Origin of the sequence: Symbiobacterium thermophilum IAM 14863 (genome assembly GCF_000009905.1) — a bacterium.
In the GTDB taxonomy this organism is placed as follows: Bacteria; Bacillota; Sulfobacillia; order Symbiobacteriales; family Symbiobacteriaceae; genus Symbiobacterium; species Symbiobacterium thermophilum.
Window position 1 is genome coordinate 114,652 of the sequence record NC_006177.1, and the last position, 23,467, is coordinate 138,118.

Annotated in this window: 22 protein-coding genes; 14 read left to right on the forward strand and 8 right to left on the reverse strand. The window is 68.1% G+C overall.

Features of this window, described 5'->3' with window-relative positions:
- Positions 1 to 5: 5 nt before the first annotated feature.
- The 4 genes from STH_RS00525 to STH_RS00540 form a co-directional block, all read right to left on the reverse strand.
- A complete protein-coding gene (locus STH_RS00525; protein WP_011194231.1) occupies positions 6 to 1,742 on the reverse strand; it encodes an L-lactate permease in 1,737 nt (578 codons plus the stop codon).
- 194 nt (positions 1,743 to 1,936) lie between these two features.
- Entirely contained in the window at positions 1,937 to 2,644 is a 708-nt protein-coding gene (locus STH_RS19590; protein WP_011194232.1) for a FadR/GntR family transcriptional regulator, read from the reverse strand.
- On the reverse strand, positions 2,631 to 3,917 hold the full coding sequence (locus STH_RS00535; RefSeq protein WP_043712924.1) for a VWA domain-containing protein: 1,287 nt from the start codon (positions 3,915 to 3,917) through the stop codon (positions 2,631 to 2,633). Before STH_RS00535 ends, STH_RS19590 begins: the two co-directional genes overlap by 14 nt.
- Positions 3,887 to 4,942 (reverse strand): AAA family ATPase, encoded by a 1,056-nt coding sequence (locus STH_RS00540; RefSeq protein ID WP_043712928.1) that lies wholly within the window; start codon positions 4,940 to 4,942, stop codon positions 3,887 to 3,889. The genes STH_RS00535 and STH_RS00540 overlap by 31 nt, the downstream gene beginning before the upstream one ends.
- A gap of 191 nt (positions 4,943 to 5,133) precedes the next feature.
- Here STH_RS00540 and STH_RS00545 point away from each other — a divergent pair, with 191 nt between their 5' ends.
- The 6 genes from STH_RS00545 to STH_RS00570 all read left to right on the forward strand — a co-directional run bounded on the left by STH_RS00545 (position 5,134) and on the right by STH_RS00570 (position 9,704).
- On the forward strand, positions 5,134 to 5,895 hold the full coding sequence (locus tag STH_RS00545; protein ID WP_011194235.1) for a YwmB family TATA-box binding protein: 762 nt from the start codon (positions 5,134 to 5,136) through the stop codon (positions 5,893 to 5,895).
- Between the two features lie 102 nt (positions 5,896 to 5,997).
- The gene (gene spoIID / locus STH_RS00550) at positions 5,998 to 7,083 is read left to right on the forward strand and encodes a stage II sporulation protein D (protein WP_011194236.1); all 1,086 of its coding nucleotides are present in this window, start codon (positions 5,998 to 6,000) and stop codon (positions 7,081 to 7,083) included.
- A gap of 43 nt (positions 7,084 to 7,126) precedes the next feature.
- Positions 7,127 to 7,864: a M23 family metallopeptidase gene (locus tag STH_RS16675; RefSeq protein WP_011194237.1), complete on the forward strand. Its 738-nt coding sequence runs from the start codon at positions 7,127 to 7,129 to the stop codon at positions 7,862 to 7,864.
- Positions 7,865 to 8,011: 147 nt separating this feature from the next.
- Positions 8,012 to 8,260: a sporulation transcriptional regulator SpoIIID gene (gene spoIIID, locus STH_RS00560; RefSeq protein WP_011194238.1), complete on the forward strand. Its 249-nt coding sequence runs from the start codon at positions 8,012 to 8,014 to the stop codon at positions 8,258 to 8,260.
- 90 nt (positions 8,261 to 8,350) lie between these two features.
- The gene (locus tag STH_RS00565; RefSeq protein WP_011194239.1) at positions 8,351 to 9,373 is read left to right on the forward strand and encodes a rod shape-determining protein; all 1,023 of its coding nucleotides are present in this window, start codon (positions 8,351 to 8,353) and stop codon (positions 9,371 to 9,373) included.
- Between the two features lie 106 nt (positions 9,374 to 9,479).
- Complete coding sequence (locus STH_RS00570; RefSeq protein ID WP_011194240.1) at positions 9,480 to 9,704, forward strand: sulfurtransferase TusA family protein; 225 nt, start codon at positions 9,480 to 9,482, stop codon at positions 9,702 to 9,704.
- 4 nt (positions 9,705 to 9,708) lie between these two features.
- Here STH_RS00570 and STH_RS00575 read toward each other — a convergent pair whose 3' ends face one another.
- A complete protein-coding gene (locus STH_RS00575; protein ID WP_011194241.1) occupies positions 9,709 to 10,620 on the reverse strand; it encodes a LysR family transcriptional regulator in 912 nt (303 codons plus the stop codon).
- Between the two features lie 38 nt (positions 10,621 to 10,658).
- Here STH_RS00575 and STH_RS00580 point away from each other — a divergent pair, with 38 nt between their 5' ends.
- The 7 genes from STH_RS00580 to rpsD all read left to right on the forward strand — a co-directional run bounded on the left by STH_RS00580 (position 10,659) and on the right by rpsD (position 18,594).
- Entirely contained in the window at positions 10,659 to 11,606 is a 948-nt protein-coding gene (locus STH_RS00580; protein ID WP_011194242.1) for a YeeE/YedE family protein, read from the forward strand.
- Between the two features lie 319 nt (positions 11,607 to 11,925).
- Complete coding sequence (locus tag STH_RS00585; RefSeq protein ID WP_050742029.1) at positions 11,926 to 12,459, forward strand: rhodanese-like domain-containing protein; 534 nt, start codon at positions 11,926 to 11,928, stop codon at positions 12,457 to 12,459.
- Between the two features lie 106 nt (positions 12,460 to 12,565).
- Entirely contained in the window at positions 12,566 to 13,705 is a 1,140-nt protein-coding gene (locus tag STH_RS19005) for a molybdopterin-dependent oxidoreductase (protein WP_011194244.1), read from the forward strand.
- Between the two features lie 75 nt (positions 13,706 to 13,780).
- Positions 13,781 to 14,773 carry a molybdopterin dinucleotide binding domain-containing protein gene (locus STH_RS19010; RefSeq protein WP_162467799.1) on the forward strand — a complete coding sequence of 331 codons (993 nt, stop codon included), beginning with the start codon at positions 13,781 to 13,783 and terminating at the stop codon, positions 14,771 to 14,773.
- Positions 14,770 to 15,483: a 4Fe-4S dicluster domain-containing protein gene (locus tag STH_RS00600; RefSeq protein ID WP_011194246.1), complete on the forward strand. Its 714-nt coding sequence runs from the start codon at positions 14,770 to 14,772 to the stop codon at positions 15,481 to 15,483. The genes STH_RS19010 and STH_RS00600 overlap by 4 nt, the downstream gene beginning before the upstream one ends.
- Entirely contained in the window at positions 15,470 to 16,165 is a 696-nt protein-coding gene (locus STH_RS00605; RefSeq protein ID WP_083765879.1) for a formate dehydrogenase subunit gamma, read from the forward strand. Before STH_RS00600 ends, STH_RS00605 begins: the two co-directional genes overlap by 14 nt.
- Before the next feature lie 1,823 nt (positions 16,166 to 17,988).
- Positions 17,989 to 18,594, forward strand: a complete 606-nt coding sequence (rpsD, locus tag STH_RS00610; RefSeq protein WP_011194248.1) for a 30S ribosomal protein S4 — start codon at positions 17,989 to 17,991, stop codon at positions 18,592 to 18,594.
- A 246-nt stretch (positions 18,595 to 18,840) separates the two neighbouring features.
- Here rpsD and pflA read toward each other — a convergent pair whose 3' ends face one another.
- The 3 genes from pflA to STH_RS18620 form a co-directional block, all read right to left on the reverse strand.
- A complete protein-coding gene (gene pflA / locus STH_RS00615) occupies positions 18,841 to 19,620 on the reverse strand; it encodes a pyruvate formate-lyase-activating protein (protein WP_242654558.1) in 780 nt (259 codons plus the stop codon).
- 5 nt (positions 19,621 to 19,625) lie between these two features.
- Positions 19,626 to 21,854 carry a formate C-acetyltransferase gene (gene pflB / locus STH_RS00620; RefSeq protein WP_011194250.1) on the reverse strand — a complete coding sequence of 743 codons (2,229 nt, stop codon included), beginning with the start codon at positions 21,852 to 21,854 and terminating at the stop codon, positions 19,626 to 19,628.
- 725 nt (positions 21,855 to 22,579) lie between these two features.
- The gene (locus tag STH_RS18620; RefSeq protein ID WP_011194251.1) at positions 22,580 to 22,720 is read right to left on the reverse strand and encodes a hypothetical protein; all 141 of its coding nucleotides are present in this window, start codon (positions 22,718 to 22,720) and stop codon (positions 22,580 to 22,582) included.
- 287 nt (positions 22,721 to 23,007) lie between these two features.
- Here STH_RS18620 and fabZ point away from each other — a divergent pair, with 287 nt between their 5' ends.
- Positions 23,008 to 23,454, forward strand: coding sequence for a 3-hydroxyacyl-ACP dehydratase FabZ (gene fabZ / locus STH_RS00625; protein ID WP_083765880.1), 447 nt, complete (start codon positions 23,008 to 23,010; stop codon positions 23,452 to 23,454).
- Positions 23,455 to 23,467: the final 13 nt, after the last annotated feature.

Genomic DNA, 23,467 nt, shown 5'->3' on the forward strand with positions numbered 1-23,467 from the left:
TCCCATCAGTGGATGAGGCCGGGCGCGAGGTAGGCCAGGGCCATCACGATCAGCCCGCTGATGACGGCCATCGCCAGGCTGTAACCGGCCACGGCCCGCAGGATCGAGCCGACGGCGCCGGCGGCCTCCTGCCGGTCCTCATAGGTCGCGGCGGTGGCGACCACGATCGACTGTGCGCTGAGCAGCTTCCCGGTGCAGCCGCCCACGCTGTTGGCGGAGACGATGAGGTACTCGTCCAGGCCCAACTGGCGGGCCGTGATCTGTTGCAGGCTGCCGAACATGGCATTGGCTGACGTGTCGGAGCCGGTGATGAACACGCCGATCCACCCCAGCAGCGGGGCGAAGAAGGGATAGAGCCATCCGGTGCGGGTGAAGGCCAGGCCGAGGATGCCGTCGGCACCCGTGTAGCGGGTGAGGTAACTGAATCCCAGGACCATGGCTACGGTGGTCAGCGGGCCCCGCATGCGTTGGGCGGTGCGCACCACGGTCTCCTTCCACTGCGCCGGCGTCGTGCCCAGGCAGAGGCCCGCCACCAGCGCCGCCAGGAAGATGGCGGTGCCCGGGGACGAGAGCCAGTTGAGCGTGTAGACGGCCGGCTCGGCCGTCGGCTCTGCGACCACCGGAGGCATCCGGTAGACCGCCTGGTCGAGGAAGGGCACGGACCACCTGAGCACGGTGGGGATCCCTGCCACCGGCCGCTCCAGCGCAGCCTTGACCGCAGGCTGGCCCCAGAGGAAGACGAAGAGCGTGAGCAGCACCCACGGCAGCCAGGCCCGGACCACCGCGGCCCGCGTCCGGCCTGACGACCCGGCGCCCCCCGCCATCGGGGCCAGGCGGCGGGCAGGCGCAGAAGCCGCGATGGGATCGCCGTCGTACGGGGCGGCGGGCCTCCAGACCGTCAGGAGCGCCAGCAGCGCCACCAGCGTGACCAGGCCGCCCAGGATGCCGACCAGGCCCGGGCCCAGGTAGGCTGCGGTCAGGTACTCGCCGAGGGTGAAGGTCACGCCCGAGACCAGCAGGGCCGGCCAGACCTCCAGCACCTTGCGGAAGGGTTTGCGGTCCATCTTCACCATGACGGTGATGACCAGGAAGGGCGTGACCAGGCAGAACGGAGCGAGCTGCAGGGCCGACAGGGCGCCGAGCCGGTTGGGGTCCAGGTTCGTCACCGCGCCCAGGGTGAGGACTGGGGTGCCAATGGCGCCGAAGGCGACCGGGACGGAGTTGGCCAGCAGGTTGAGCACGGCGGCCTGGAAGGGCCGGAAGCCGAGCCCGACCATCATCGCACCGGCGATGGCCACGGGGATCCCGAAGCCGGCGGCGCCCTCCAGGAAGGAGCCCAGGGCAAAGGCGATGATCAGCACCTGGATGCGCCGGTCGGCCGAGACGGCAACGATGCTCTCCCTCACCACGTCGAACTGCCCGGTGACGACGGTGAGCGTGTACAGGAACATGGCGGCGACCAGCACCCAGCCGATGGGAAACAGACCGGAAAGGGCCCCGTACACCAAGGACGCCCCGGCCGCGGGGAAGGGCATGCCCAGGACGAGGACCGCCATGGCCAGCGAGACCAGCGAGGCGATGAAGGCGGCCCTGGGCGCCCCGATGCCCCGCTGTCGCCGGCCTTCCCGGTCGTGCCACGGGTGCGCGGCCAGGAGGTAGATCAGGAGCAGCAGGGGCAGCGCGGCGAGCAGCGTGGAGAGAAGCGGGCTGCCCAGAGGATCGTAGGTCTGCAGGAACGACATGGAACGGACCCTCCCCATGGGACGGGTGGTGTGACCAGCCTGACCCCGTGAGTCTGGTCTGATGGCATGATGGTCAGACCAATCGTTCACAGGAGGGATTCGCACCCTGGGCCCTGTTCCCCTGCCGGCGTGGGCAGAACGACGCGCAACCCCCGCGCGCCCGGTGTACGACCGAGGCGGCGGGGGGCGTACGTTCACCCGTACAGGTGCTCCTGCACCCGCGTGATGTGCTTCAGCATGCGCTCCCGTGCCGCCGCGGCATCCTGGTTGCGGATGGCCTCCAGGATCTCCAGGTGATCCTGGAGCAGCGTGCGGCCCATGCCGGGGATGCGCAGGAGTTGCTCGCGGTAGAGGCCGAGGGCCTCCTTCATGGTGTCGCTCAGGGAGCGCATGGTCTGCAGGAGCAGCGAGTTGCCGCTGGCGCTGGCGACGGCGTCGTGAAAGCGCCAGTCGGCCTCGGCTCCCAGCCGGCCCTCCTGCAGGTCTCTCTCCATGTCGCCCAGGGCCTCCTCCATGGCCGCCAGGTCCTCGGCCTCCCGGCGCACGGCGGCCAGGGCGGCGCTTTCGGCTTCCAGGGCTGCCCGCAGCTCCAGAAGCTCGCGCCCGACGGCCTCGCTCTGCTCGATGGTGAGCACCAGCGCCAGGGGCGAGATGAACCGCTCGTCCGGCGGCTGGGTGACGAAGGTACCCTCGCCGACGCGGGCCTCCACCAGGCCCAGCATGCGCAGGGCCGAGAGCGCCTCGCGCACGGCCGACCGGCTGACGCCGAACTCCTCGGCGAGCTGCCGCTCCGGCGGCAGCCGGTCCCCCGGGCGAAGCGTGCCCTCCTGCACCATGCGGGTGATCTGGTCCACGATCTGCTGGTAGATGCGCTGGCTGCTGACCCGCTCAAACCGTCCCATGTCCGTTCCTCCGTTCCTCTTCCCCGCTGCTGATTAGCAGGTTCTCGACCATGTCAATGAGATCCTGCACCGTGCGGATCAGGTAGAGCCGGTCGGCATAGCGGGCGAGGGTGCCGTACCAGTGGGGCGAGCCCATGAGCCAGACCGGCACCTCGTTGGGGCCGTAGTAGAAGGTACCGAGCCTGCGCTGCCACTCGCGCGCGGGGCCGCGGCGGACCCCGGAGAACTCCGCCGATGGCGTCAGGAAGATCACCTGGCGGGCGCGGCGGCGCAGCTCGGCCATGTTGACCCGGATCTTCTCCTGCTCGTCCGGCGTGATGGCCACCTTGCCGTCGGTGGCGATGAACACGTAGGTCTGGTCGTCCACCGCAGCGTGCTGGGCGATCTCCGCCAGCGCGGTGCCGAAGCGGGTGCCCGCGTTCCAGGACCGGGCCCCCTGCATCAGCCGCTGCGCCTTCTCCTCGAAGGTGCCCGGGCCGTTGAGGTAAGGCGTGGCGTACGTGGCGTTCTCGCTGAACACATAGCTTTCCACCACGAACCGGAAGTTGAGCTTGTGGAAGAAGAAGAGCACGACGCTCACGTAGCGGGCCATGGAGTGGGACACGTCGCCGATGACGAGAATGCGCGACGGCTTCTGCGGCTGGGGGACAGGCACCACCTTGACCGGCCACCGGAACTCCAGCACGGCGCCGCCGTACCGGGGCAGGTTGTGCCGCAGCGTCCGGCCCACGTCCAGCCGGGCCCGGCGGGGCCGCTCCCGGAAGGTGTCCCTGTGGGCGAGCCACTTGCGCGCGAGCCGGTCCATCAACTCCTCCAGCTCGCGGATGTGCTCGGGGGCGAGCTTCCGGATGGGCGAGTGGAGCAGGTCGACGTAGGCGAAGCGGCGGTTGGCCGCTTCCGCCCCCCGCAGGGCGTCATCGGCCGGTGAGGGCGCAAGGCCCCGCCACAGCGAGGCGCGCGCAGCAACGGGCTCGACCGGATCCGCCGCGGCCGGTCCGGCCCAGAGCAGCGACGTCATCCGGTCCCCTGCCTGAACCTCGGCCAGCGAGGCCGGGGCCTCCGGACGGTGGTCGGCGGCTTCGGCGAACGCCACATACAGGTTGTTGGGATCGCGGCCCGCGAGGAAGAGGCGCGTCACCTGGGCCGCGGCGACAAGGCGCGGCCGCCGGAGACGAAACAGGCGGCCGGCGCGCATCATGAGCCGGCGGATGAGCCGGCCGATGCTGCACACGGCCGCGTAGATCAGGCGGATCGGCCAAAGCCGTCGTACCACTGCCGGAGCGCCTCCTTGACGATGGCCTCGTCCTCCGGGTACTTGGCGAGGAAGCCGATGGTCACCTCCACGGACTCGGGGGTAATGCGCCCGTCGCCCACATCCACCAGGGCGCGGGCCCACTCGATGGCCTCCGCGATCGCGGGCTTCTTCTCCATGTTCAGCTGCCGCAACTGCACGACGATGCGGGCCACCCGGGCGGCGAAGTCCGCCGGCACCCCCACCGACCGCTGGATGATCCGGGCGAGGGTCGCCTCGGACGGGAACTGCAGATCCAGCCAGACCGTGCGGCGCATGAACGCGGTGTCGAGCCGCTTGTACTCGTTGGAGGTGAGGAAGATGTAGAGGGGCGCCCGGGCCTTCAGCACCCGGGACTGGCCGGGATGGTCCAGATTGTGGACCACCAGCTCCTGCTTGTCGAGGTAGCGCAGGAAGAAGTTGGTCGTGTGCTCGTTGAGCTTGTCGACCTCGTCCACCCGCACCACGGTGGGTCGCTCCGCCAGCACGCTCTCCAGCAGCGGGGTGCGGTTCAGGTACTCCAGCGTGTACAGGTTGGGCGGCTCACCGCTGCCGCTGCGCTGGTAAGCCTGGGCGTCGACGATCTGCTTGAAGCCGTTCCACGAGATGCCGATCTCCTCGGCCTCCAGGTGGCTGTGGCATTCCATGTCGACCAGGGGGTAGCCGAAGGCGCGGGCGAAGGCCTCGGCCAGCTGCGACTTGCCGATGCCCGGCTCCCCCCGCAGCCCCACCGGCTTGCCCTGCCGCAGGTAGGACCAGAGCTTCTTGGCGCTCAGGGAATCCAGGAAGTAGCCTTCGTTCTGCAGCGCCTGCTGCAACTCGGCCGCCGTGTACGGAAACACGCGGCTCGCCTCCTCTCCCAGCCGCTGCTTCGCCGCGGCCAGCGCTTCCAGGTTGGCCGCCTCGCGCTGCCACAGCCTCCACCAGACGGGGCCCCAGCGCGTCACGGCCACTGCGGCAGCCAGCCCGGCCACCGCGGCGGAGCCGACCGTTACGGGATGCACCACCGGCGACCACCACCCTGATGACTGACCGTTACAAAGTTGTGGCAAAAACGGCGAAGGGGCACGATCGGCCCACAGCAAGGAGATATTTGGAGCGATAATTCGGGGGAATCTCTCGGATTCCTGCTAAGCATACGAAGCGAGATTATTTTGCTATCGGAAGGGGCAAAAATCGGCTAGGAGGTGTTGCGGCCATGCGCCCACGTAATGCCCACCCGCGTCCCGTCCGCCGGGCCGGTCCGCGGCTTGCGCCGGAGCAGACGCTGACGCGGCAGCAGGTGTCGCTCCCGCTCCTCTTGTCCCTGGCTCTGGCCCTTGCCCTGGTCGCGGCGCCCCTGTGGGCCTTCCCGGGGCTGCGGCCGGCGGCGGAGCGGCCGCGGCGCGAGTCGGCTACACCCCTGCCCGGGCCCGCGCTGGAGATGCTCAACCGCGCGTGGGAGGCGGCCGGGGACCGGCTGGAGCAGGCGCTGCTCTTCCTGCAGGAGCCGGTGGAGGACCCGCAGGTGGCCGAGCGGCTCGCGGCGGGCCTGGGCTGGGGCGCAGACGCCCCGACCGGCGAGGAGCGGTCGCTGCGGCTGGTGGACGGCATCGGCGGGCCGTACGTCGAGGTCACCTGGCGGCTGCGCGGCGAGGCGGCGGCGCGTTGGGACGAGCGCTACCGCGAGCTCCGTCAGGTCCTCGCCGCCGAGGGGCTGTGGCCCCAGGTGCAGGTGGAGCTCTCCGGCCGGGCCGCGGGCGGCCAGCCGCTCGCGCTGGCGGGTGCGGCCCTGGACGCGCTGGGGGCCCGGCAACGGGAGCCCTGGAGCGACGGCCGGGCGGCCTCGGTGGCCGGTTACACGCCGCTCCTGCCGCCGGGGCCGTACGCGGTGAACGTGCAGGCGGCCGTGCGCCGGGACGGGGACGGGGACGGCAACCGGCTGTGGATCGGCTGGCCGACGGTGAGGAGCGACTACTGAAGGGACCTGCGGCCGACCGGTCGCCTTATGTAATACCAGGGACAGGTCCCCCATAGAGATAGGGGTGACATCACCCCTTCGCAGGGGCATGGAGGACAAGTCATGCTGCGTCTGCTGCTCGCCGCCGTGCTGATGACGGCGGCACTGACCCTGGCGCTGCCGGCGGGGATCGGCGCGGGCGTCCGGATGCCGCAGCCGCCCGACCCGCTGCCGGTCCCGGTCCTGGTCCCGTGGGCGCCGGAACCGGAGGCCCCCGTGGACGAACCCGCTGGAGCGGATTCCCTGGATGTGAAGGTGTATTTCCCTGACCGGGACGCCATCGTCGTCATGCCCCTGGGCGAGTACCTCAAAGGGGTCGTGGCCGCCGAGATGCCCGCCGATTTCGAGATGGAGGCGCTGAAGGCGCAGTTCGTCGTCGCCCGGACTTATACCGTGCGCCGCATGCCCCAGTTCGGCGGGCAGGGGGGGTGCCCTCTGAACCCGGAAGCCGATGTCTGCGCGGATTACCGCACCAGCCAGGCCTACATGAGCCGGGAGGAGCTGGAGGCCAAGTACGGCCCCCTGGCGGCGGCCAGCTTCTGGCGCAGGCTCAGCCAGGCGCAGGCCGAGACCGAGGGCGAGGTCCTCACCTATCAGGGGGAGCTGATCGACGCGCTGTACCATGCGGTATCCGGCCGGATGACCGAGAGCTCGGGCGACTACTTCGCCACCGATCTGCCCTACCTGATGCCGGTGGACGACACCTGGGGCGCCGCTGCCCCCCGCCTGGTGGATGAGCGGCGCTTCAGCCCCGAGGCCTTCGTCCGGGCCCTGGGCCTGGGCAGCGAGGAGCCGCTGCTGGCGGTGCAGGCCGCCGCCCGGGTTGGCCAGCCGCCGGTGCAGGTGACGGCCCGCACCGCCGGCGGGAGGGTGAAGACGGTGGCGATCGGCGGCATGACCCTGACCGGCCGGCAGGTGCGGGAGCGGCTGGGCCTGCGCTCCACGGACTTCCGGGTCTACTGGCAGGACGGGGAGATCGTGGTGGAGACCTTCGGCGATGGGCACGGCGTCGGCATGAGCCAGTACGGCGCGCAGGGCATGGCCCGCGCCGGCAAAACGTACCGGGAGATTCTCACCCACTACTATACGGGTGTCGAGCTGAGCCGATTATTCGAAATTAACGGAGAAAATTGGGTCCCTTCGGTCTGAAGCGGCGCAGAAGTGGGCAGGCTAAGTCACGAGGTGATCTGTGATGAAGCCTGTGCGTGGCTGGCCTGCCCTGTGGCGGGGCGACCTGCCCCCCGAGCGCCGGATGGCCCTGGCGGCCGCCGCGGTCCTGTTCCTCCTGATCGGCGGCATGGCCTGGTATCAGATGCGGCCGGCGCCTGACGCCTGGCCGGCCCCGGACGCCGTCGGCTCCGCCGATCCCGCCGGTTTCCCTGAGGTCACAGATTCCGTGGACGCCGCGGCCGCAGGTTCCCGCTCCGGATCGGCGCTGAGGGCCGGGACGGGAGCTGCTTCCGCCGCCGGTGATCCCCGGCTGACCGCGGGCGCAGGGGAAGCCGTGGCCGACGAACCCGCCGAGGAGGCGGTGGCCTTCTCCTGGCCCCTCAGCGGCCGGCCCCGGGTGGTGATGGCCTTCGGCGCGGTGGACGGCAGCCTGGGTGACTACCGGCTGAGCGACGGGGTAGCGCTGGAGGCGACGCCCGGGCAACCGGTGACGGCTGCGGCCGCCGGCACGGTGGCGCTGGTGGAGGAGCACCCGGTGGACGGGATCACGGTGGTGCTGGACCACGGCGGCGGCAAGCGGAGCCGCTACGCCGGCCTGGCGGAGGCCGCGGTGACCGAGGGCCAGGCCGTGGCCTCCGGGGAGCGCCTCGGGCGGATCGGATTGCCCTCGCCCCTGCGCAGTGACCTGGGGCCGCACCTGCTGTTCGGCCTGATGGTCGATGAGGAGCCGGTGGACCCTCTGCCGTATCTGGAGGAATAGCCCGATATCCGCACGCGCCCCCCGCAGGGAACCGTGAGCGGGGGCTGGGTGCGCGCATTTCCAGCGTCCCCCAGCCCCCGGTTCGTCATGTTTGCCCCCTTGCGCCAATAGACTCTACCAACCATCCAGGGCGAAGGGGGCCCAACGGTGAAGGATCACATCTGGAAGCGCGTGCTGGAGATAGGCAACCACATCTGCCGAACCAAGGACACCGTGCGGGAAACCGCCTCCGTGTTCGGCGTCTCCAAGAGCACCGTCCACAAGGACGTGACCGAACGCCTGCCCCGCATCAACCCCGAGCTGGCCGCCAAGGTCAAGCGTGTCCTGGATCAGAACAAGGCGGAGCGCCACATTCGCGGGGGTGCGGCGACGCGTCAAAAGTACCTGGAACGCTAGCAGCCGAGCAGAGGAGTTTGTCCCCTGGCGTCGAAGCTGGAAGAAAGGCAAGATGAACTTTCCAGCCTTTGAACAGGGGGCAAACAGAGCGTGTTTGGTTGGGCAACGGATGTGGGCGTTGATCTGGGCACGGCGACGGTGCTGGTCTACGTCAAGGGGAAGGGGGTCGTGCTGTGCGAGCCCTCCGTGGTCGCCATGCACCGCGACACCAGGCAGGTCCTGGCCATCGGTGAGGAGGCCCGCCGCATGCTGGGCCGGACGCCGGGCAACATCGTTGCGATCCGCCCCCTGCGCGAAGGGGTTATTGCCGATTATGACGTCACCGAGGCGATGCTGAAAGCGTTTCTGAGGCGGGTGTCTGGGCCCCGCCTTTTGGCGCGCCCGCGGATGGTGATCTGCATTCCCGCAAACGTGACGACCGTGGAGAAGCGGGCGGTGATGGAGGCGGCCATTGAGGCCGGCGCACGGACGGTGACCATGGTGGAGGAGCCGCTGGCGGCAGCCCTGGGCGCCGGCCTGGACATCACCCAGCCCGCCGGCCACATGGTGATCGACATCGGCGGCGGCACCACCGACGTGGCCGTGCTGTCGCTGGGCGGCGTGGTGCTGTCGGAGTCGATCCGCATCGGCGGCGACAAGTTCGACGAGGCCATCGTCCGGTACATGAAGATGAAGTACAACCTGCTCATCGGCGAGCGGACGGCGGAGGAGGTCAAGATCACGGTCGGCAGCGCCGGCTGCGACAGCCGCAACGAGTCCATAGAGGTGCGGGGCCGCGACCTGATGTCGGGGCTGCCCAAGACCGTGACGATCACCTCGGCGGAGGTGCGCGAGGCCGTGAGCGAGCTGGTGACCTCCCTGTGCGACACCATCAAGGCGGTGCTGGAGGCCACCCCGCCCGAGCTCTCCGCCGACATCCAGGAGCGGGGAATCGTCATGACCGGCGGCGGGGCGATGTTGCACGGCCTGGATCAGGTCATCGCCCAGGAGACGGGTGTACCGGCGTACCTGGCCGACGACCCCGTCTCGTGCGTGGCCAGGGGCACGGGGCGGGTGCTGGAGGAGTTCGAGGTCGAGGACAACCACCTGGTGGTGCTCCGGAAGCTCATGTAGGGTCCGAAGCGAACAGGGGCCGCGGCGAAGTGCCGCGGCCCTTAGATGTTTCTGTGCAAGGATTCTCGCATCTCGATACCGAACAGATCCGGCGGAGGTAGGCGGGATGGCGACTTACACCCTGAACGTGTACGGCGAGATGTGCCCGGCCCCCCTCCTGAAGGCCGAGGCGAAGCTGCGCAGCATGCAGCCGGGGGACCTGCTGATCATGGAGTCGGATCACTCGTGCACGGTCCGGCTGCTCAGAGAGCACCTGCGCAAGCTGCCCTGCCGCTTCCGGGTGGAGGAGGTGGCCGACGGCATCTGGCAGTTCCGCATCGAGCGGCTGTGACCGCTCAGCAGAAGCCGCGCTCGGCGGGGGAGCGCAGCGTGCGCAGGAGCGCCCTCTCCATGGCGCCCTTCATGCCCTGTTTCGGCACGATCAGCGTCCAGCGGCTGGTGAAGGCGATGTCCGTCAGCGGCGCGATGCGCAGGTGGCCCATACGGGCCTCCGCCCGCACGCACCAGCGGCTGACCAGGGCGACGCCGTGGCCCGAGGCGACGGAGGTCTTGATGGCATCCACGCCGGTCAGCTCCAGGGCGATGTTGAGGTCGCGCAGGTCGCGGCCGGCGGCCTGCCAGCCCTCCTCGACGGCCATCCGGGTGCCGGAGCCCGGCTCCCGGATGATCAGCGGCAGACGGGTGAGGTCGTCGGCGGTGTAAGCCTCCTTCCCGGCGAGCGGCCCGGTGGGAGGCGTGATGAGCACCAGCTCCTCCTCGCTGATGACGCTCACCTGCCAGTCATCGGGCAGAGCGGTGACGAGGGGACCCTCGACCAGGGCCAGGTCCACCAGTCCGTCCTCCAGCCGCTGGATGACATCGCACCGCTTGCCGATCTGCAGTTGGATGCGGGCGTCGGGGTACTTCTGCTGGAACAGATAGACCGTGCAGGGAAGGGCGTAGCCTCCGATGGCCGAGGTGGCGCCGATCACGACCTGCTTCGGCTCGGCGGCCCGCAGGCTGGCCATCTCCGCCTGCAGGGACCGCTCCAGTTGCAGGATGCGCTGTGCATAGCGTACCAGGGTCTCCCCGGCGGGGGTGAGCTCGACCCCACGGTTGGTCCGGCGGAACAGCTGCAGCCCGTACTGCTCCTCCAGGGCGCGCAGCCGCTGGCTGACGGCCGGCTGGGAGAGGTGCAGCTCGGCCGCCGCCCGCGACATCGAGCCATGCTTGGCAACGGCACAGAAAATATCCAGCTCGTTGGTCATGGAGTATCCCCTCCTACGGGCCTGCGGGAGGTTGCCGAATGACGACGCAGCATATCCTCGGCTGGCTGCTCATCGCCGGGGTCCTGTCCGGCTTCGTGTTTCAGCGCTCGCGGCTCTGCTTCGTGAGCGCGCTGCGGGACTTGTTCCTCTTCCGGGCGCTGCGCATGACGCGGGCCATGTTGCTGCTCTTCCTGCTGACGGTGACCGGCGGAGCCACCCTCCAGGCGGTACGCGGGGTCTTGGTGGAGGGCTTTCCCGGGCCGACGCCCGCCGGCGCCCTGGCGGGCGGGGCGATCTTCGCCGTGGGGATGGTCCTGGCGGGGAGCTGCATCGCGGGTGCCTTCTGGCGGCTCGGTGAGGGGCAGTTGTCGCAGCTCGCCGTCCTGGCGGGGGTGCTGGCGGGCACCTGGCTGTACGTGAACCTGCCGTTTCTGACGACCGTGACGGTCCAGGAGACCTTCAACGCCTGGATCGCCGTGGGCCTGCTGCTCCTCGGGCTGATGGCCGTGGCGGCCTGGGAACGGCGCCAGCCCCGCGTCGGAGAGGAGCTCCCCGGTGCGCGCCGGCTCAGCTGGGTACGGGCGCCGTGGGCGCCGGAGCTGGGGGCGGTGGTTATGGCCGTGCTTCTGGTGACCTTCATGGCCCTCACCGGAACGGGCTGGGGGGTGAGCCGGGCTTTCCTGCTCACCGACCTTTCCGCCGCGGCCTACGCCGGGGGCCTTCTGATCGGCGGCTTCCTCGGCGCCCGGCTCGGCCGTGAGTTCCGGGTGCGGGGCCCGGGCGGCAGGGCTCCCACGGTCATCCGCCTCCTCGGCGGTGTGCTGATGGGCTACGGCGCCCGTGTGGGCTGGGGATGCACCATCGGCGCGGTGATGACCGGGATGGTCAACCTCTCGCTCCACCCGTGGTACTGGATGCTGGGCGCCATGCTCGGCGCCTGGGTGGGTGCGGAGCTGTTGCGACGATTCATGTATCAGTACTTGTAATTGTACCTGCCGAAACCGCCGGGGGTATCCCCCGGCCTTGTCATTTGTGGGTCGCTCCGCGTCGCCCTTTGGGCGGGGAGCGGCTCCTTCTTTTCACCCAGGTATAAGGAATGGCTTATACCGATAAAACCTTCAAATGGCCGTGGCTCTAGGCGTTCCGGGCTTTCCATGCTATTTTGTGAGTGAGAGCACAAGGCTGCTCGGTTCGGGGGAGTGGGGGCACCGGGTGAGCGCACTCGGCAGAGCGGCTGCGCGCAGACGTGCTTTGTGACGATCGTCAGGTGCCGTTGAGTTCGAAGTGAGCGAAGGAGGTCATCGTATGGCGAACCTGAAGCGTCGCACAGCCCTTTCCCTGGCCCTGGTCTTCGCCCTGGCGGCCCTGGCGGCCTGCGGCGGCAGCGCACAGCAGCCGGTCGCCACGAACCAGGCCGCCGCGGCTCCGACCCAGGAGTGCCCGCCGTGTCCGGAGCCGGAGCCCTGTGATGAAGAGGCGATCCTGCTGGAGGCGGCCCAGGATTACTTCAACAACATGGCCAGCCACCGGAACATGATCGACGCGGCCGAAGTGAAGGAGAAGCTGGAGGCCGGCGACGACTCCATCTTCCTCCTGGACATCCGGGCTGACGCCGACTTCGCTGCCGGCCACGTGGAGGGCTCTGTGAACATCCCGTTCGCAGCCCTGGGCATGAACTTCGACAAGCTGCCCACCGACAAGCTGATCGTCGTCAACTGCTACTCCGGCCAGCAGTCCGGCCAGGCGGCCGCGGTGCTCCGGATGGCGGGGTACAACGCCATGTCGCTGAAGGGCGGCTTCCCGAACTACGAGAAGGCCGAGCTGCCCATCGTCCAGTAGCGGCCGGGTGCGGCGCGGTGAATGGTTGCAGGACAGCGATGGGAGCTGGGGGGGGCTCCGCCGATGCGGCGGGCCCCCTCTTGTCCACAGCACGGGAGGTGAGGGCATGGCGGAGCTCAGCCGCAGGGATTTTCTGAAGCTGGGCGGCGTCGCCGCCGGCGCGCTGGCGGTGGGACTTCCTCAGCGCCCGGCGCGCGCGGCGCAGGCGGACGTCCGCAAGGTACCGACCCTGTGTGAGATGTGCACCAGCCGCTGCGGCGTGTTCGCGGTGGTGGAGAACGGCCGGGTGACCCGCATCGAGGGCAACCCCGCTCACCCGGTTAACCTGGGGCGGCCCTGTGCGCGTGGCAACGCAGGGGCGTCGGCCCTGTACGACCCCGATCGGTTGAAGGAGCCCATGAAGCGGGGGGAGGACGGCAAGCTTTACCCCATCACGTGGGAACAGGCTGTTGAGGAGATCGGCGCCAAGCTGAACGAGATCCGGAAAAGGCACGGCCCGGAGGCACTGGTGTTCGCCGAGTACAACAACCTCAACTCAACGCTCACCAAACGGTGGACCGAGGCGTTCGGGTCGCCCAACCACGTCGGCCACGCGGCCAACTGCTTCGCGAACCGGAACGTGGGCTACTCGGCGGTGTTCGGGGCGCTGCCCTCGGTGGACTACGAGAACGTCAAGTTCTACCTGAGCCCCGGCCGGAATCTGCTTGGCGGCATCAAGGTCTCGGAGGTAGCGGCGCTGGCGAAGGCGAAGGCCAACGGCGCCCGGATCGTCGTGCTGGATCCCCGGCACTCGGAGCTGGCCGGCTGGGGCGAGTGGATCCCCATCAAGTCAGCGGGCGACCTCGCCTTTCTGCTGGCCGTCGCCAACGTGCTCATCACCGAGGGGATCTACAACAAGGCGTGGGTGGAGGCCCACTGCAACGGGTTTGAACAGCTCGCCGAGGGGATCCGGGAGTACACGCCGGAGTGGCAGGAGCAGCACACCGACATCCCGGCCGAGAAAGTGCGGCAGCTGGCCCGGGAAATGGCGGCGGCCGCGCCTGCAACGGTGGTGGACCCCGGCTGGCACGGCGGCAACGGCATGTACTGGAACGGCTACGAGGCCGCCCGGGCCGGAGCCATCGTGAACGCGCTGCTGGGCAACCTGGGCGCCAAAGGTGGGCTGAAACTCTCGCCCAAGGTCGCGCTGGGGACCATTGACAACCCGCCGGAGGGCGCGGTGCTCGAAGCGGCCGGCGGCGGCTGAGCGGCCACGGGTACCTCTGCAGGTGCAGAGGTTTGGACGCCGTACCCGAAGCCGACCGCGGTGCGGTTCGACGGCATGGGTACGAAGTATCCGCTCAGCCTGGGCTCGATCCAGGCGATCCCCCTGGTCGTCGAGTCGGGCAAGCCCTATCCGCTGAAGGCCGCGATCTTCTTCCGGGTCAACCCGGTGAAGTCGTCGGGCGACCAGCGCCGCTGGATCGAGGCCCTGAAGAGGCTGGACCTGGTGGTCGCCATCGACACGCAGATGTCCGAGACCGCCATGCTGGCGCACTACGTGCTGCCCGAGCACCACTACCTGGAGCGGATGGACGCCATCTCGGTCGTGGGCGACACGGTCTCCATCCGCCAGCCGGTCGTGGAGCCGATGTACAACACCCGGTCCTGCCTGGAGATCCTGCAGGGCCTGGCGAAGGTCGTGGGCATCGAGCAGTACTTCAACTTCACGATGGAGCAGTGGAATAACGCGCTGCTGGGCCCCACCGGCTGGACCGTGAAGCACCTGAAGGAGAAGGGGGTTATCAAGGTCTCGGCGACGCCGCCGGACTACAGCAAGCTCCCGACTTCCTCGGGCAAGGCCGAGTTGGTCCACAAGGGGTTCGCCCTCTCGGGCGGCCACGAGGTGGTCACCTGGGTACCGCCCAAGACGCAGCCCGAGGGCGACCGGCTGCGCCTCCTGCACGGCCACATGGCGGTGCACACCAACGGCTACACGCAGAACGTGCCGGCGCTGTACGCCCGCATGCCGGAGAACGACCTGTGGATTCACCCGACGGCGGCCGCCGCCCGGGGCATCCAGGACGGCGACCTGGTGGAGGTGGCCAACGAGTACGGGGTGCAGCGGATTCGGGCCCGGGTGACCGAGGGGATCCGTCCGGACTGCGTCTGGATGTGCCACGGCTTCGGCACGATGGCTCCCGAGCAACGGCTCGCCTACGGCAAGGGCGCAGCCGACGGCTGGTTCTACCCGATCCTGGTAACGCCGGTCTCCGCCGCGCTGGGGCAGGGCGACGCCACGGTGACGGTGCGGAAGGTGGGTGAGAAGGTATGACCCGCTACGCCTACTTCGTGGACCTCTCCCTCTGCGCCGGGTGCGAGGCCTGCACGGTGGCGTGTCAGGCGCTGAACGGGCTGGACTGGAACATCCGCTATACCAAGGTGGACCGGATGGTGGTGGGCACCTACCCGAACGTGAAATCCAGCTTCGTCACCACCCAGTGCCTGCACTGCGACGATCCGCCCTGCGCGGCGGTCTGCCCCACCGGCGCGACGTACAAGACCGCCGACGGGCCGGTGAAGATCGACGACGAGAACTGTATCGGCTGCCAGTACTGCATGACGGCCTGCCCTTACGAGGCCAGGACGTACGATGCGGCTGCGGACGTGGTGCGGAAGTGCTCGTTCTGCCACGACCGGCTCGGGGCGGGCGAGCGGCCCGCCTGCGAGCAGACCTGCCTGACCGGCGCCCGCATGGTCGGTGACCTGGACGATCCTACCGACCCGATCCACCAGCAGATCTCGGCCCCGGACGTGATCCACATCGAGGGCACCAGCTTCTACTACCGGCTGCCGGAGCACCTGGACCGGGCCGCGCTCCCGGCCGACTTCAAGCCCTCGGTCGCGACGTTCGCCTGGCAGTCGATCGTCCAGCCCGTGGGCCAGATCCTGATGGGCTCCACGGTCGCCGCGCTGCTGCTGAGTCTGGCGGTCAACGCCTTCCGGAACCGCGGAAAGGAGGGTGCACAGGATGGCAACGGTTAAGGCGAGCGCACGTGAAGCCCCGGGGGAGCAGACGGCGATCAAGGACGGGAAGGTGTACCGGTTCGGCCTGGCCTCCCGCCTGGCCCACTGGAACCACGCCCTCACGTTCCTCCTGCTGCTCTTCACCGGCCTCGGGCTCGTCGTCCGCGGCATTTCGGGCCTGGCGGGCGCCGAGACGCTGCGCCTGTTTGGGCAGCTGCACCGGCTGGCGGCGATCCCGTTCACGGTGCTGACGATCCCCATCCTGTTGATCGGCGCCCGCCGGGCGACGGCGCGGTGGCTCCGGGAGGTGTTCCGGTTCGACCGGGACGACCTCCGGTTCTTCCCGGCCTTCGTGCGGGAGTTCTTCGGTCTGAAGGCGGAGTCGCCTCCCCAGGGCAAGTTCAACGCCGGCGAGAAGGTCAACTCCATCCTGCAGATCGTCGGCTGGCCGACGATGGCCGTCACGGGCTGGATGCTGGTGTACAAGACGTCGTTCCCGCCGGCGCTCATGCAGTGGGTGATCCTGATCCACTCCGGCATGGCGATGCTGCTGGGATGCGCCGTTCTCGGGCACATCTACCTGGCCACGCTGATGCCTGGCTTCCGGGAGGGGCTGTCGGGCATGCTCTCGGGCTGGGTGCCGGCGAAGTGGGCGAAGGATCATTATCGGAAGTGGTACCGGGAGATCACCGGCGAGTGATGGGGTGTGTGCGCAGCCCGGGCGGAGAAGTGCCGCCCGGGCTGTTTATTGGCGTGGGGTGAGGGAGGCGGGGACCACCGGGTCCCAGCGGTGAACGCAGCAATCCCGGCGGTCATCGGACCGCAGGGGGCAAGCGGGGAGTCGCGGGCTCGCGTGGGCACCGCAGTGACGTCGCCCGGGGCGGTCTCCGACCGGGGGCCGCAGGACGGGTGGGGGGCGGGGGACTTCCGGGCAGGTGATGGACGGCCCGGTGATTGGGGTGGGCTTGCATTGGAACAGATGTGCACTTGGCCCAAGGCCTTGTGCCACAGGCGTTGCCGGATACGCGGGGCTTGCAGGCCGCACGGCGCCTGGGTTTGGGGAAATTGCACATTCTTGCCAACGAGAGGTCGAACCGGTGGGGGAGGTCTGGGAGTCCCGAACTCGTGGGTCGCTGTCCGAACAGCTTCGAAGGCAGCTGCCAGTGGTCTCTGATCAGGATCCAGGGGGCGACCATGAGCAGCCTATGGCGGGGCGAAGTCTCGTTGAAACGAACGGGCACTTTCCTCAACGCCTGTCCCACAGGCGTTTGCGGGTACGCGTAGCTTGCAGACCGCATGCTGCCTGGGTTTGAGGGAAGTGCACATCGTTGTCAACGAAACGAGCCACGCGCCGGTCAACCTGCCACTCATGACTTGGGGTCGCTGCGAAAACCACTGCGTATGCGCCTCGATCGGTCTTCAGGGGCGAGGGGGAGGTGCTGGACGGTCCGGTGACCGGGGCGGACTTGCACTGTAACGAATGTGCACTTTGCACAAGGCCTTGCGGCACAGGCGTTTCCGGGTAGGAGTAGCTGGAAGACCGCACGGTGGCTGGGTTTGAGGAAAGTGCACATTCTTAGCACGAGAGGACGAAGCGGTGGGTTAGGTCTGGGCGCCCGGAATTCGTGAGTAGCCTTCCGGGTAGCTTCGACGGCAACTCCGAGTGGACTTGGATCAGGATCCAGGTGGTCGGTTATGAGCTGCCTATGGAGGGGCGAAGTCTCCTTGAAACGAATGTGCACTTTCCTCAAGGTCTTGTGCCACAGGCGTTTGCGGGTACGCGTAGCTTGCAGACCGCATGCTGCCTGGGTTTGAAGGAAGTGCACATTGTTGTCAGCAAAACGAGCCACGCGCCGGTCAATCTGCCACCCATGACTTGGGGTCGCCGCGAAAACCACTGCGCATGCGCCTCGGTCGGTCTTCGATCAAGGGCGGGGGGAGGTGCTGGACGGTCCGGTGACCGGGGCGGACTCGCACTGTAACGAATGTGCACTTTGCACAAGGCCTTGCGGCACAGGCGTTTCCGGGTAGGAGTAGCTGGAAGACCGCACGGTGGCTGGGTTTGAGGAAAGTGCACATTCGTGCCAATGAGATGACGAACCGGTGGGCTGGTCTGGGCGTCCGGAACTCGTGAGTAGCTGTCCGAGCAGCTTCGACGGCAGCTGCCAGTGGTCTCTGATCAGGATCCAGGGGGCGACCATGAGCAGCCTATGGCGGGGCGAAGTCTCGTTGAAACGAATGGGCATTTTCCTCAACGCCTTGTCCCACAGGCATTTCCATGAACGAGCGGTTCACAGACCGCATGCTGCCTGGGTTTGAGGGAGGTGCGCATTCCGTGGGGAGACCGCGGTGAGCGAGCATGTTCGGCAAAGTCGGGCCCGGAAGGGATTCGCCCGGAGGAGGATAGCATCCCTAACACGCGCGGGGTTGACAGGTGGCATGCACAGGAGGATAATCGATAACGATTCTCATTCTCAAAGCTACCACACTACGGTCAGGCGGAAAGGAGGGCTGAGAGACAGGATGGCGCGTTACATCGGTCCCAAGCACAAGCTCTGCCGCCGGGTCGGCCGGCCGCTGTGCGGGTCGGCGAAGTGCCCTGCGCTGAAGCGCCCGTACAGGCCCGGACAGCACGGTCCCGGCCGGCCGCAGAAGTTGAGCGAGTATGGCGCGCAGCTCCTGGAGAAGCAGAAGCTGCGGTTTATATATGGCGTGATGGAGCGGCAGTTCCGCCGGTACTTCGAGCAGGCCCAGCGCAGCCGGGGCGTGACCGGCGAGGTGCTGCTGCAGCTCCTGGAGCAGCGGCTGGACACCGTCGTCTACCGGCTGGGTTTCGCCCGCACCATGGCTGCCGCCAGGCAGTTGGTGGGCCACGGGCACGTGACGCTGAACGGCCGCCGGGTGGACATCGCCTCGTGCCAGGTCAAGCCCGGGGATGTCGTGGGGCTCACCCAAAAGGCCCGCTCCCTGGCGGTGGTCCGGGAGAGCCTGGACCTCCGCAGGCCGGTTCCGCCGTACCTCTCCCTCGACGAGACCACCATGACCAGCCGGCTGCAGCGGCTACCGCTGCGGGAGGAGATCCCGGTCGACGTGGATGAGAGCCTCGTGGTCGAGTTGTACGCCCGGTAACGGTGGGCACAGGCGCAGCACGTATCGCAGCAAGCCGGCCCGGGCCGTGGTCACAGCGGTCCGGGTCTGGCGTTCTTCCCGCATTTCCGAGCAGCAGAACGGCCTGAACCGCATTGCTTGCGGTTCAGGCCGTGTTGTCATCGGCCGCGGGAGGCGGTCCCAGGCCGGCGTATGCCGGTCCCGTGCCGGTCCCCTGGCCTCGGGGCCCACATCGTGAATGGCCGCGCCCGGACCGGGGGCGCTCCCCTAGTCCGCCGGGATCCCCCGGTCTGCGAGCTGCTGCCGGATCCGCGCCAGGGTCTCCTCGGACGGCGGCGCGACGCCGTCCAGCCCGTACGGCAGCCCGAGCGCTTCCCACTTGTGCCGGCCCAGCAGGTGGTAGGGGAGCAGCTCTACCTTTTCCACCGTGGGCAGCGTCTGCACCAGGTCCGCGAGGGCCTCCACGTCTGCCGGGCTGTCGGTCCAGCCGGGGACCACCACGTACCGGATCCAGATCGGGATGCCCATGGCCGCGGCCAGCCGGGCGGTGGTGCGCGGCGGCCGACCATCGACGCCGGTCAGGGCCTTGTGGCGCAGGAGGTCGGGGTGCTTGATGTCCAGGAGCAGCAGGTCGGTCTGCTCCAGCACCCGCCGGGCCCGCTCGGGGGGCGCGAAGCCGCTGGTGTCGAGGGCGGTGTGGATGAACAGGCGGCGGCATTCGGCGAACAGATCGGCCACGAAGTCGGGCTGCAGCAGCGGCTCCCCGCCGCTGACGGTCACGCCGCCGCCGGAGAACTTCATGTATGGGACGTAGGACTGGATCTCCTCGATCAGGCTGCCCACCGTGACTTCCGCACCCTGCCCGGGATCCCACGTGTCGGGGTTGTGGCAGTAACGGCAGCGGAGCGGGCAGCCCTGGACGAAGACCACGAACCGCAGCCCGGGACCGTCAACGGCCCCGCAGCTCTCCACCGAGTGGATGCGGCCGGTGCGGCGCGCACGGTCCGGTGTCGGCTCGGGATGGACCCGCCCCACCCCGCCTGCCACGTGCATCACAGACTCTGGTGGAACGTGCGGCTGATCACGTCGAGCTGCTGCTCGCGCGTCAGCTTCACGAAGTTCACGGCGTAGCCCGAGACCCGGACGGTGAGCTGCGGGTAGAGCTCCGGATGCTCCATGGCATCCAGCAGGGTCTCACGGCTGAGGCAGTTGACGTTCAGGTGGTGCGCGCCCTGGCTGGTGTAGGCGTCCAGGATGGCCACCAGATTGCGCCGCTGATCCTCCCGGGTCCGGCCCAGAGCCTTCGGCACGATGGAGAAGGTGTTGGAGATGCCGTCCTTGGCCGCCTCATAGGGGATCTTGGCCACGGAGGTGAGCGAGGCGATCGCCCCCTTCCGGTCGCGCCCGTGCATGGGGTTGGCGCCGGGAGCCAGAGGCACGCCGGCCTTCCGGCCGTCCGGGGTGGTGCCGGTGTGCTTGCCGTACACCACGTTGGAGGTGATCGTCAGCACGGACAGGGTGATATCGGCATCCCGGTAGGCCTTGTTCTTCCGCAGCCGCGCGGTGAACTCTTCCACCACCTCGCGGGCGATGGAGTCCACCCGGTCGTCGTTGTTGCCATAGGCCGGGTACTCGCCCTCGATCTCGAAGTCCACCGCGATGCCCCGCTCGTCGCGCACGGGCCGGACCCTGGCGTGCTTGATCGCCGAGAGGGAGTCCGCCACCACCGAGAGCCCCGCGATGCCGCAGGCCATGGTGCGGTAGATGTCACGGTCGTGCAGGGCGAACTCCAGCCACTCGTAGTTGTACTTGTCGTGCATGTAGTGGATGATGTTGAGCGTGTTGATGTACAGCCGCGCCAGCCAGTCCATCATCTCGCTGAAGCGGGCCCGCACTTCCTCGTAGTCGAGCACGTCGCTGGTGATGGGCTGCAGCCGGGGGCCCACCTGCTGGCCCGACTTCTCGTCGACGCCGCCGTTAATGGCGTAGAGCAGGCACTTGGCCAGGTTGGCCCGGGCGCCGAAGAACTGCCTCTGCTTGCCGATCCGCATGGCCGAGACGCAGCAGGCGATGCCGTAGTCGTCGCCCCACAGCGGCCGCATGATGTCGTCGTTCTCGTACTGGATCGCCGACGTGTCGATGGAGACCTGCGCGCAGAACTTCTTGAACCCCTCGGGCAACCGGGTGGACCAGAGCACCGTCAGGTTGGGCTCCGGCGCCGGGCCCAGGTTGTAGAGCGTCTGCAGGAACCGGAACGAGGTCCGGGTGACCAGGGTGCGGCCGTCCAGCCCCATGCCGCCGATGGACTCGGTCACCCAGGTGGGATCCCCGCTGAAGAGCTCGTTGTACTCCGGCGTGCGCAGGAAGGCGACCTGGCGCAGCTTGATGATGAGCTGGTCCACCAGCTCCTGGGCCTGCGCCTCGGTAAGGAGGCCCGACTCCAGGTCCCGCTCGATGTAGATGTCGAGGAAGGTGGAGATCCGGCCGATGGACATGGCGGCGCCGTTCTGTTCCCGGATCGCGCCCAGGTAGCCCATGTAGAGCCACTGGATCGCCTCCCGGGCGTTCTCCGCGGGGCGGCCGAGGTCCAGGCCGTACCAGCGGCCCAGCTCCTTCAACTCGTGCAGCGCGTTGATCTGCTCCGTCAGCTCCTCCCGGAGCCGGATGGTGGGTTCATCCATGACCCAGGGCTCGGTGGCGGCCTTCTCCCGCTCCTTCTCTTCGATGAGCCGGTCGATGCCGTAAAGCGCCACCCGGCGGTAGTCGCCGATGATGCGGCCGCGGCCGTAGGCGTCGGGCAGGCCGGTGATGATGTGGTTGGAGCGGGCGGCGCGCATCTCGGGGGTGTACGCGTCAAACACGCCCTGGTTGTGGGTCTTGCGGTACTGGGTGTAGATGGTCTTCCACTGGGGGTCGGCCTCGTAGCCGTAGGCCTTCATCGAGGACTCGACCATGCGCCAGCCGCCGGCAGGGTAGAACGTCCGCTTGCCGGGCTCGTCGGTCTGCAGGCCGACGATCAGCTCCAGGTCCCGGTCCACGTACCCCGGCCTGTGCGACAGGATCCCAGCGGGAGTCTGGGTGTCCACCTTCAGCGGAGCCCGCTTGGCCTGCTCCTCCCTGAAGATGGCGAACACCTTCTCCCATAGGGCCTTGGTCCGTTGGGTCGGGCCGCTGAGGAAGGAAGCATCGCCCTCATAAGGGCGGTAGTTCTGCTGGATGAAGTCGCGGGTATCGATATGCCGCTGCCAGCGGCCGGGACGGAATCCACGCCACGCGGTCATTGTCGACCCTCCTCCCGGTTGAAACCGGCCCGCAATTCTTGCAGATCCTGGTGAAATGTCGTTTTTCGCCGGTGAAATGCGTGTTCTTGACGGCGAATTGCAGCCAGGCCGGTATAACCCTATGTTAGCCGCCGGCAAGGAAGCTGACCATTGATCTCGAGAACGATTTCACAAGCAGTACGAAAGTCTACCCGCGGTCGTGAAGGAGTGCGTTTGGACCAGGATAGAAAGGAGGGGGGCAAAACCGGGGAGCGGCCTGACCGCTCCCCGATGCTGTCGCTGAAGACTTCCCATGCAGTTGTCATCAATTTCTCATGGCGTCGACGCCAACTTCCCATGCGTTGTCATCAACTTCTCATGGCGTTGACGCCAACCTCCCATGCATTGCCATCAACTGCTCATGGAACCGACGCCAGCGTTCCATGCGCTGCCATCAACTTCTCATGGCGTTGACGCCAACTTCCCATGCGTTGTCATCAACTTCTCATGGCGTTGACGCCAACCTCCCATGCATTGCCATCAACTGCTCATGGAACCGACGCCAGCGTTCCATGCGCTGCCATCAACTTCTCATGGAGCCGATGCCAACTTCCCATGCAGGCGCTGTCCACTTCCATGCGTTGCTATCAACTTCTCATGCAGTGTTGCGAACACCCCATGCAGTTCCTCGCCACTTCACGTGCGGTCGCGATCAACTTCTCATGCCGCCGCGACATCGTCTCCGGCTAACAGCTGCCCATGTTGGGGTGCTTGAAGGTGAACTCCCCGCCCCACGGGTCCTGCTCGAAGCCCAGTTCGGCTCCCTGGAACCACTTGGCGACCTGCTGCTCGAGGTAAACGCGGGCGTCGCCCTCGACGATGGTCACGTCCGTCTCTCTCGGCTCTTCCAGAGCGAGGCCCAGGCTGGGACCGCCTCAACCGTAACCCTGGACAAAGATGCGGAAGCCCACCTTCTCCGGCTTGCCTTCCAGGCGCCGGGCGATTTCGGCGGCGGCTTCCGGGGTGATCGTGATCACTCTGCAACACCTCCGGCATGTATCCCATACCCCGTAGGGTTATGGTAGTCCTCCAAGCCGCGGGCGTCAAGAGGATAAGGCGGCCAACTGGGGAATACTCAACATAAGAATTCCCGTAGCTCAGGGGGGCGTATCCGCTGGACATCAAGCAGATCATGGAGATCATCCCGCACCGCCACCCGTTCCTGCTGATCGACCGGGTGCTGGAACTGGAGCCGGGCAGGCGGGTGGTGGCGGTGAAGAACGTGTCGATGAACGAGCCGGTCTTTCAGGGGCATTACCCCGGCAACCCGATCTTTCCCGGCGTGCTGATCCTGGAGGCCATGGCGCAGGCGGGGGCGGTGGCCGTGCTCTCGCAGCCCGAGTTCGCCGGCAAGGTGCCGCTTTTCGCCGGGATCGACGACGCGCGCTTCCGCCGTCCGGTGCTGCCCGGCGACCAGCTGCGCCTCGAGGTGGAGATGGTCGCGATGCGGCGCGGGCTCGGCGTCGGCAAGGGGATGGCCTACGTGGGCGACGAGCTGAAGGCGGAGGCCACGCTGAAGTTCGCCCTCGTCGACGCGGCCACGCCGGAACCGGCCCGGTAGATGTCCTTGACAC